The organism is Actinomadura geliboluensis, assembly GCF_005889745.1.
GTDB lineage: Bacteria > Actinomycetota > Actinomycetes > Streptosporangiales > Streptosporangiaceae > Spirillospora > Spirillospora geliboluensis.
On record NZ_VCKZ01000419.1, the window covers coordinates 1 to 7,575 of the forward strand.

Annotated in this window: 8 protein-coding genes; 3 read left to right on the forward strand and 5 right to left on the reverse strand. The window is 74.5% G+C overall.

What is annotated here, in order from left to right; translation table 11 throughout:
• Together ETD96_RS37035 and ETD96_RS37040 are read left to right on the forward strand one after the other, a co-directional pair.
• The coding region (locus tag ETD96_RS37035; protein ID WP_205719635.1) for a DUF1990 family protein at positions 1-1,461 on the forward strand (1,461 nt) is incomplete at its 5' end.
• An 8-nt stretch (positions 1,462-1,469) separates the two neighbouring features.
• Positions 1,470-2,111 (forward strand): DUF1990 family protein, encoded by a 642-nt coding sequence (locus ETD96_RS37040; protein WP_171069404.1) that lies wholly within the window; start codon positions 1,470-1,472, stop codon positions 2,109-2,111.
• Positions 2,112-2,126: 15 nt separating this feature from the next.
• Here ETD96_RS37040 and ETD96_RS37045 read toward each other — a convergent pair whose 3' ends face one another.
• Genes ETD96_RS37045 through ETD96_RS37065 form a run of 5 tightly spaced genes read right to left on the reverse strand, consistent with a single transcriptional unit; the run spans position 2,127 to position 5,678 of the window.
• The gene (locus tag ETD96_RS37045) at positions 2,127-2,960 is read right to left on the reverse strand and encodes an alpha/beta fold hydrolase (RefSeq protein WP_138641175.1); all 834 of its coding nucleotides are present in this window, start codon (positions 2,958-2,960) and stop codon (positions 2,127-2,129) included.
• Complete coding sequence (locus tag ETD96_RS37050) at positions 2,957-3,325, reverse strand: DUF4180 domain-containing protein (protein ID WP_138641176.1); 369 nt, start codon at positions 3,323-3,325, stop codon at positions 2,957-2,959. Before ETD96_RS37050 ends, ETD96_RS37045 begins: the two co-directional genes overlap by 4 nt.
• On the reverse strand, positions 3,318-3,767 hold the full coding sequence (locus ETD96_RS37055) for a helix-turn-helix domain-containing protein (protein ID WP_205719636.1): 450 nt from the start codon (positions 3,765-3,767) through the stop codon (positions 3,318-3,320). The genes ETD96_RS37050 and ETD96_RS37055 overlap by 8 nt, the downstream gene beginning before the upstream one ends.
• Before the next feature lie 55 nt (positions 3,768-3,822).
• Positions 3,823-4,464 (reverse strand): response regulator, encoded by a 642-nt coding sequence (locus ETD96_RS37060; RefSeq protein ID WP_138641177.1) that lies wholly within the window; start codon positions 4,462-4,464, stop codon positions 3,823-3,825.
• Complete coding sequence (locus ETD96_RS37065) at positions 4,461-5,678, reverse strand: sensor histidine kinase (RefSeq protein ID WP_138641178.1); 1,218 nt, start codon at positions 5,676-5,678, stop codon at positions 4,461-4,463. Before ETD96_RS37065 ends, ETD96_RS37060 begins: the two co-directional genes overlap by 4 nt.
• Between ETD96_RS37065 and ETD96_RS37070 the strand changes: the two genes are divergently transcribed.
• Positions 5,667-7,575 (forward strand): protein-arginine deiminase family protein (locus ETD96_RS37070; protein ID WP_138641179.1); only part of this gene is annotated, 1,909 nt, incomplete at its 3' end. The two genes, ETD96_RS37065 and ETD96_RS37070, sit on opposite strands and share 12 nt — an antisense overlap.

The following is a 7,575-nucleotide window of genomic DNA, read 5'->3' on the forward strand; positions in this document are numbered from 1 at the left end:
GGGCAGGCCCGTCACCCCGAGCGGGGCGGCGAGGGCGACTTCGGGGGAGGCGTCGTGCGAGTGCGGTGGCGGCGGCGCGTGCGCGCGGTGCGCTGGCCCGCGGGCATGGGGCTCGCGGCATGGCGGTGGCTGCGGACGTCCCGCCGGGTGCGGCGGCGCCGGCTCCGGACCGAGGCGGTCGCCGAGGTCAGGCGGATCCCGCGGCGCCCCGGCGACCGGGTGCAGGACGCGCGGCAGGGCGTCGGCCCGGTGTTCCAGCGGCGGTACGCGATCCGGATCGCCGGGAGCCCGCTCAGCCCGGCGGAGCTGATCACCCGGCTGGGCGCCGACCTCAACGCGGCCTCGCCGGTGGAGGTCGCCGTCTTCGACAAGACGTCCGGGGCCTCCCTGCCGCTGGAGGTGGAGGACGAGTACGTCGTCCACATGCCGGGGCCGTGGAACTGCCCGGTGCGGGTCGTGGAGCGCACCCCGGAGTCGTTCCGGTTCGCGACGCTGCACGGCCATCTGGAGGCCGGGGAGATCGAGTTCCGCGCCGTGCGCGACCCGGACGGCGGCGACCTCCTGTTCACGATCGAGTCGTGGGCGCGCAGCGGGGAGCGGCTGGCGGCGGTCCTCTACGAGAAGGTCGGCATCGCCAAGGAGATGCAGCTCCACATGTGGGCGCACTTCTGCGCCCGGGTCGCCGAGCTGTCCGGCGGCCGGATGGTCGGCGAGGTGGAGGTCCAGACGGAACGGGCGAGCGGCTCGTCCTCCGAGGACACCCTGGCCGCCCGAGCGGTCACGGCGGCGTTCAAGCACCCCTTCGCCCTCGCGGCCCGCGCGCGGAGCCGTCCGCTGCATCCCGAAGGGCTCCTCTTCAACGCCACGCTGATGCTGCACGGGACAGCCCAGTACTGGGGAGTCCCCTTCCTGGACGAGCACACGGAGCTGCCGGCCGAGGTGCGGCTCTCCCGCGCCATGGGCCTCCCGCCCCCGCTGCCGGACATCCTCGGCCTGGCCCTGCGCTGGCGGCAGCCGTCCGGCGCCGACGCGGAACTGCTGCTGGCCACGACCGGGCACACCCTGCTCGGCCGCCGCCTCCTCCATCTGAAGGCCGTGTGGAGCCCGGCCTTCTACGGCTCCCTGCTCCCCTACCGGGCCGGCGACCGCCGCCTCATCCTCGGCGCGGCCGTCTACCACTCGCCGTCCGTCCCGTCCGACCTGCGCTCCCTTGACCGCGCCGTGCGGGACCGGCCGTTCTCGCTGACGCTGCTGGTGGCGACCGAGTTGGGCGGCTGGGAGCGGTTCGGGGAACTCCGGCTGCAAGGGCTCGCCTCCACCGAGGCCAGGCGATTCAACCCCGCGTACAACCCCGTGGAGGGCTTGGAGCCCGCGGGGCTGCTCCAGCAGGTGCGCGGCCCGACGTATGCCGCCGTCCAGCAGGTCTCCCACGATCGTCACCTCCGCGAGGCGCCGCGATGAGGCCCGGGATGCGGCGCCTGCGGCGGACGCGCCTGCAAGCGGGCCTGCACCGCCTTCCGCTGAACTTCGACCCGTCCCAGCACGACGTGCACAAGCCCGAGAGCGGCTGGGACGTCGACGACCGCCGGCAGCCGCTCCCTCCGGAGCCGCCCGGCCCGCCGGTGCCCGGCGGAAGCTGGCAGATCGCCCGCCTGCTCGTGCAGAACTACGCGTACGCGGACCCGGCCGTCATCCGGAGGATCAGCGGTTCCGGCCCGCCCGAGCCGGGCCGGAACATGCTGCTCGAGGGCCACTTCTACGGCCTACGCTTCTACCTCGGGGTCCGCGTCGGGGAGGTCGTCGACGAGACCGTCGAGCTGGACGGGCGCCAGGTCCGGGTCTACGGCTGGAACTACCGCACGCTGAAGGGGCACCTCGAACGCGGCCAGATGGACCAGGAGGTCCGCAAGTGGCTCGACACCGGCGAGGTCGAGTTCCACATCCACGCGTTCTCGCAGCCGGCGGCCGAACCGCACCCCATCGAGCGCCTCGGCTTCCGCGTCTTCGGCCGCCGCACCCAGCTCAAGTTCTACGACCGGGCCTGCCGGCGGATGGAGCGGATGACGGCCGCCGCCCTGACCGCCGACCGCCACCCCCGCCCGGCGCCCTGACACCCCGCGCGGGCGTCACGCCCGGAGGAACTCGTCGATCGTCCCGGCCTGCCCGAAGACGGCGTGGCCGACGTCCGGGAGCAACTTCACCGTCGACTGCGGGACGAGCTCGTGGACGCGCCGCGCGGTCTGCCGCGAGTCGAACATCGCGTCCCGGGCCCCGACGATGACGAGCACCGGCATGCGGAGGCCGCGCAGCGCGTCGTCGGGGACCACCGGGAGCTTCTCCCGGCGCGGGTTGAAGTGCGTGAACGTCAGGACGACGCCGTCGAGCACCTCGCTCCCCTCGCCCAGGCCCGTGACGGTCATCGCCGACTCCCGCAGCCCGCCGCGCCCGACCAGGCGGCCCGCCAGGGTCCTGACGACCCAGCCGATCTTCTGCCGCCCCAGCCCGCCGGGGCACAGCAGCGCCAGCCGGGTCACGCGCTCCGGCCGCCGGACGGCGTAGTCGAGCGCCGTCCAGCCGCCGAGGGACGCGCCGACGACCGCCGCGTCCGCGATCCCGAGGCCGTCGAGCACGTCGTCCAGCCACAGCGCGACGGCGTCGGTGCCGAGGACGGGACGCGAGGGCGCGCTCAGCCCCGGCTCGCCGACGAGGTCCACGGCGTGGGTGCGGAAGTGCCGCGACCACACCGGGACGTCGTCCCGCCACATGACCGCGTTCGCTCCCGAGCCGTGCAGCAGCACCAGGGGCGGCGCGTCCGGCGGGCCGGAGACCAGCACGAAGGTCTCGCCCTCGCGGGTCGGCACCCTGACCTGCTCGGCGGGCACCGGCCAGGCGTCCAGCGCCCGCTCGTAGTGGCCGAGCAGCTCGCGCCGCCCCGCCTCCGACTTGTAGATCACGCTCATGGCGTCCCCGCGAGCCGCGCGTCGAGCGCCTCCAGGTCCGGGACGAACCACACATGGCCGGACCTGTTCGACTCCCGCACCAGCGCGCGCAGCGCCGAACTCCCCGCCATGTGCCCGGAGATGTCGCCGACGACCGCGAGCTTCACCCCGTACTGGACGAACTTCTGCATGAGGTCGCCCGCGAAACGGGTGCCCAGCGAGAAGAAGCGCACGTCCAGCCGGTTCGCGGGCACCGCCACCACCTCGGCGCCGAGGTAGGTCGCGCCGACCAGGTCGAGCCCGTCCTCCAGGGTGGCGATCAGCGGGCCGTCCGGGTCGCAGACCAGCACCTGGACCCCGGCCCGCTCCTGCACCACATCAGTCATCGCCGGCCTCCCGTCCGAGCACGCCGCCCTCGCCGAGCACGGCGTCGATCAACCGCAGCACCTCGGCCGTGGCCGCCGCGCCGCCGAGCAGCACGACCTTCAAGCGCTGCCCTTCCTCGTCATGGACGACCTGGATGTGCACCGGCTGCCCAGGGTCGGGCCCGCTCTGCGCAGCGCTCACCACCAGCGTGCCGAGCCGGTCCGCCAGGTGCCGGTCGACACCGTCGACCTGCACGATGCTCGACACCTCGACCCGCGCGGCGGACCGTCCGGCGGGCTCCGGCCTCCCGGTCAGCTCCTCCAGGCCGTCGCGCCCGATCCGGTACTGCTTGCCGATCCGGACGGCCTTGAGCCGCCCCTCCCGGATGTACCGCCGCACCGTCCGCACATGAAGCCCGAGAAGGTCCGCGACCTCCTCGACCGAGTACATCTTGTCGTCCATTGCTCCCCAACATACGCGAGAAAGGGAGCGATAGGGAACTTTAAGGCAACCGTCGTCAGCCGAGCCGGCCGGTCTGCCAGGCCCAGGCGGCGATCTCGACGCGGTTCCGGACGCCCAGCTTGTGCTGGATGCTCGCGACGTGGGTCTTGGCGGTGCCGGGCGTGATGGACAGCTCGGCGGCGATCTCCGCGTTGGTGCGGCCCCGCGCGACGAGCGTCGCGACCTCGGCCTCGCGGCCGGTGAGGCTGCCGTCGTCGGCGCGCGGCCGGGGCGGGGCGAAGCGGCGCAGCAGCCGGGTGGTGATCGTGGGGCTGATGAGCGCGTCCCCCGCCGCCGCCGCGCGGACGCCCTCCACCAGGAGCGTGGGGCCGGAGCGCTTCAGCAGGAAGCCGCAGGCGCCGTCGCGCAGGGCCGTGTACACGTACTCGTCGAGGTCGAAGGTGGTGACGACGAGCACCCGGAGCGGATCGGGCACGCCGGGGCCCGCCAGCAGCCGGGTGACCTCCAGGCCGTCCATGCGGGGCATCCGGATGTCCGCGAGGACGACGTCGGGACGCAGCCGCCGGGCCAGGTCGACGGCGGCGGCGCCGTCGGCGGCCTCCCCGACCACCGCCATGTCGGGCTGGGCGTCCAGGATGATGCGGAAGCCGCCACGGACGTCATCCTGGTCGTCGGCGATGACGATCCGAGTGGTCATGGCGGCGATCGTAGTGGGATCAGGGCGATCACCCGCCAGCCCCGATCACCGGCGGGACCTGCGCGGAAGTCGCCGCCGAGGGCCTCGACGCGCTCGGCGGTCCCGGCAAGCCCGAGGCCGCCGCGCCGCCGTTCGCGCCGCCGGCCCGTGCGGCCTCCGGGGCCGTCGTCGGTGACGGCGACGCGCAGGTGCGGCCCGTTCGCGGTGACGGAGACCTCGACGGCGGTCGCGCCCGGGGCGTGCCGCCGGACGTTCGTCAGGGCCTCGACGACCAGCCGGTACGCCGTCGCCGCGACCTCGGGAGGAGGAGTGACGGCGTCCATCGTCAGCCGGGCCCGGGCCCCGTCCGACGTGCTGAACCGGTCTACCAGCGCGGGCAGTTCGTCCAGGCCGTGGGGGCCGTCGCGGGGGCCGTCGTCGTGGAGCATGTGGACGGTGCGGTCCAGTGAGGACATCGCGCGCGCCCCAGCCGCCTCGATCCGCCGGAGCGCCGCCGCGGTGTCGCCGCCGAGCTGCGCGGCCTGCGCCTGGACGATCATCCCGCCGACCTCGTGCGCGACGAAGTCGTGCAGGTCGCGCGCCAGGTCGAGGCGCTGCGCGCGCCGCGCCTCGGCCACCGACCGGGACCGCCGCGCGTCCAGCGACCGCAGGTACAGCCCGGTCCCGGCGGCGACCGCCGCGCCGAGCCCGCAGAACAGGCAGCCGAGCACCGCGCCGCGCGGGCTCGCGGGCGGGACGACGTGCAGCGTCAGCCGCAGCGGGAGCACGGTCACCGCGACGGCGGCCGCCACTCCCGCGAGCGCGGCGGGACGGGCGTCCGCGCGCCGCACCACCAGATGGAGGACGACCGCCGCCGCGACCGACTCCGCCAGCCACCAACCGGCCGTCCGGTTTCCGGCGGGCCCCTGGAAGGCCAGGGTCGCGGCCAGCGAGCCGGCTCCGGCCGCGCCGGCGATCGCGCCCGGCCGGACGTCCGGAAAGGCGAGCATGAGGACCAGCGCGGCGCCGGTCAGCCAGGCCGACAGTGTGATCAACGGCCCCACGCCCGGTGTGCCCGCGGCGGCGGCCATCGCGAGGGCGGCGATCAGCGCTCCGGCGGTGAGGGCGCGCGGGCGCCTCTGCCGAACGGACGAGGTGCCCGCCGCGAAGATCTGCCGAACGGTCGATGCCCGTCCGGGGCCGTGATCGCGAGGCTTGTCCCCATGAACGGTCACAAGCGAATCGTACGAACCGGGCTGGCCGCGGCCGCGGTGGCCTGCCTCGCGGGCTGCGGCATCACGGCCGAGGCGGCGCTGGCCGGCGCGCCGTCGGCGTCGTCCGGCAACGCGCTGCTGCGCGCCGACACCGACCGCGACGGACGGCTGTCACCCGCCGACGACGCCCGGCGCGGAGCGTGGACGGCCACGCGCGGGGCGATCATGTTGCCGAACCTCGACGACGACGCCTCCCGCTGCCCGACGGCCGGTGCGAACGGCAAGCGGCTCACCGACACCGCGCTGGCGGCGTGCAACGACGCGTCCGACACGGTGGTGAACGGCGCGGCCGACGCCGCCGACCTGGCGCCGCTGGAGATCCCGGCGATGAAGGGCGTGTCCGGTTCCGCGCGGGCGGCGCTGCATCCCGACGCCCGGTCGCGGAGCAAGGTGCGGATCTTCGTCCAGCGCGGCGGGCGCCTCACGGCGCTCGGCGCGGACGGCGCGATCACCGCGGACGAACTGCGCCGCGGGGTGCGGCTCGCGGTCGAGGCCCGCGACGTCGTCCGCGACCCGGCCGCCTGGTCCGGGTTCAGCGACCTCACGCTGACGGTCACCGACGGCGGGCGAACCCGGTCCGACAAGGTGCGGCTGCGCGTGGCGCCCGTCCTCTTCCAGCACGACCTCCTCCCCCTGGACCGCGCCGTCGTCGCGAACCCCAAGGCTCCCGTCACGCTGGAGAAGGGCAAGGCCCCCGACAAGCCCGTCAAGGGCCAGGAGGCGTACCGGCGCGACCTGCGGCGGGCGCTGGACGCCGAGGGGCTGCGCAAGCCGTTCATCGAGTCCCCGGCCGGGGGCGACCAGTGGATGGGCGACATGTTCAAGGCGGGCTACGCGTCCATGCCGGGCCCGGGCGGCAGGGAGCACCGCATCGTGGTGAACCTCAGGTCCCCGGCCGTGACCCCCGACTTCCCCGCCCGCGACCGCCCGCTCCGGGACGCGTCCCGCCCGGTGTTCACCATGATGCGCGGACCGGGCGTCGCGGGGATCCAGGAGTTCGACGCCACCACGGTCGACCGCCCCGACGACAACCTGTACTACGGGTCGGCCAGTTCGAGCGGCAACTTCGGGACGATCCCGCCGTACGGCAAGTACCGCACCGGCCGGATCGTCTACGGCGGCGAGGGCAAGTTCACCCCCGACGCGAAGTTCGTCCGGATGCTGGAGGCGCAGGGCTACCAGGACCCGATCGCCGTCGACACGAGCTGGCTCGGCGTGGGCCACATCGACGAGTTCCTCCACTTCGTCCCCCGGCGCGGCGGCAAGGGCTGGGCCATGGTCATCGCGGACCCGCGGATGGGCATGGACCTGCTGAAGAAGGTCGCCGCCACCGGCGGCGGAGGGCAGCGGCTGGTCGAGGGCGTCGCCCCGTCCAACACGCAGTTCCCCGGCCTCACGGTCGCCCAGGCCCTCCGCAAGCCGGAGCTGGTGAACGGCACCCGCATCGCGGCGGCGGGCGTCGACCGGGCCCTCCGCCAGTTCCGCGAGAAGGCCGGGATCAACGAACGGGACGTCATCCGCGTCCCGGCGCTGTTCGCCAAGATCGACCTGCCCGGCGACTACCCGCGCAAGGACCTGACCGTCACCTACCTGCCGGACGCCGCCAACGGCATCAGCACCGGCACCGGCGGATACCTCGCCCCGGCCCAGCACGGGCCACGGCAGGGCGGCCAGGACGTCTTCCAGCAAGCCACTGAGCGGGCACTGGGCACGGCAGGCGTCCGCGTCCACTGGATCGAGGACTGGGACTACTCCCACTACGTCGGCACGGCCGGCGGCGACATCCACTGCGTCACCAACGTCCAACGCAACCTGGCCACCACCACCCCCTGGTGGCACCTGTCTCATATACACATCT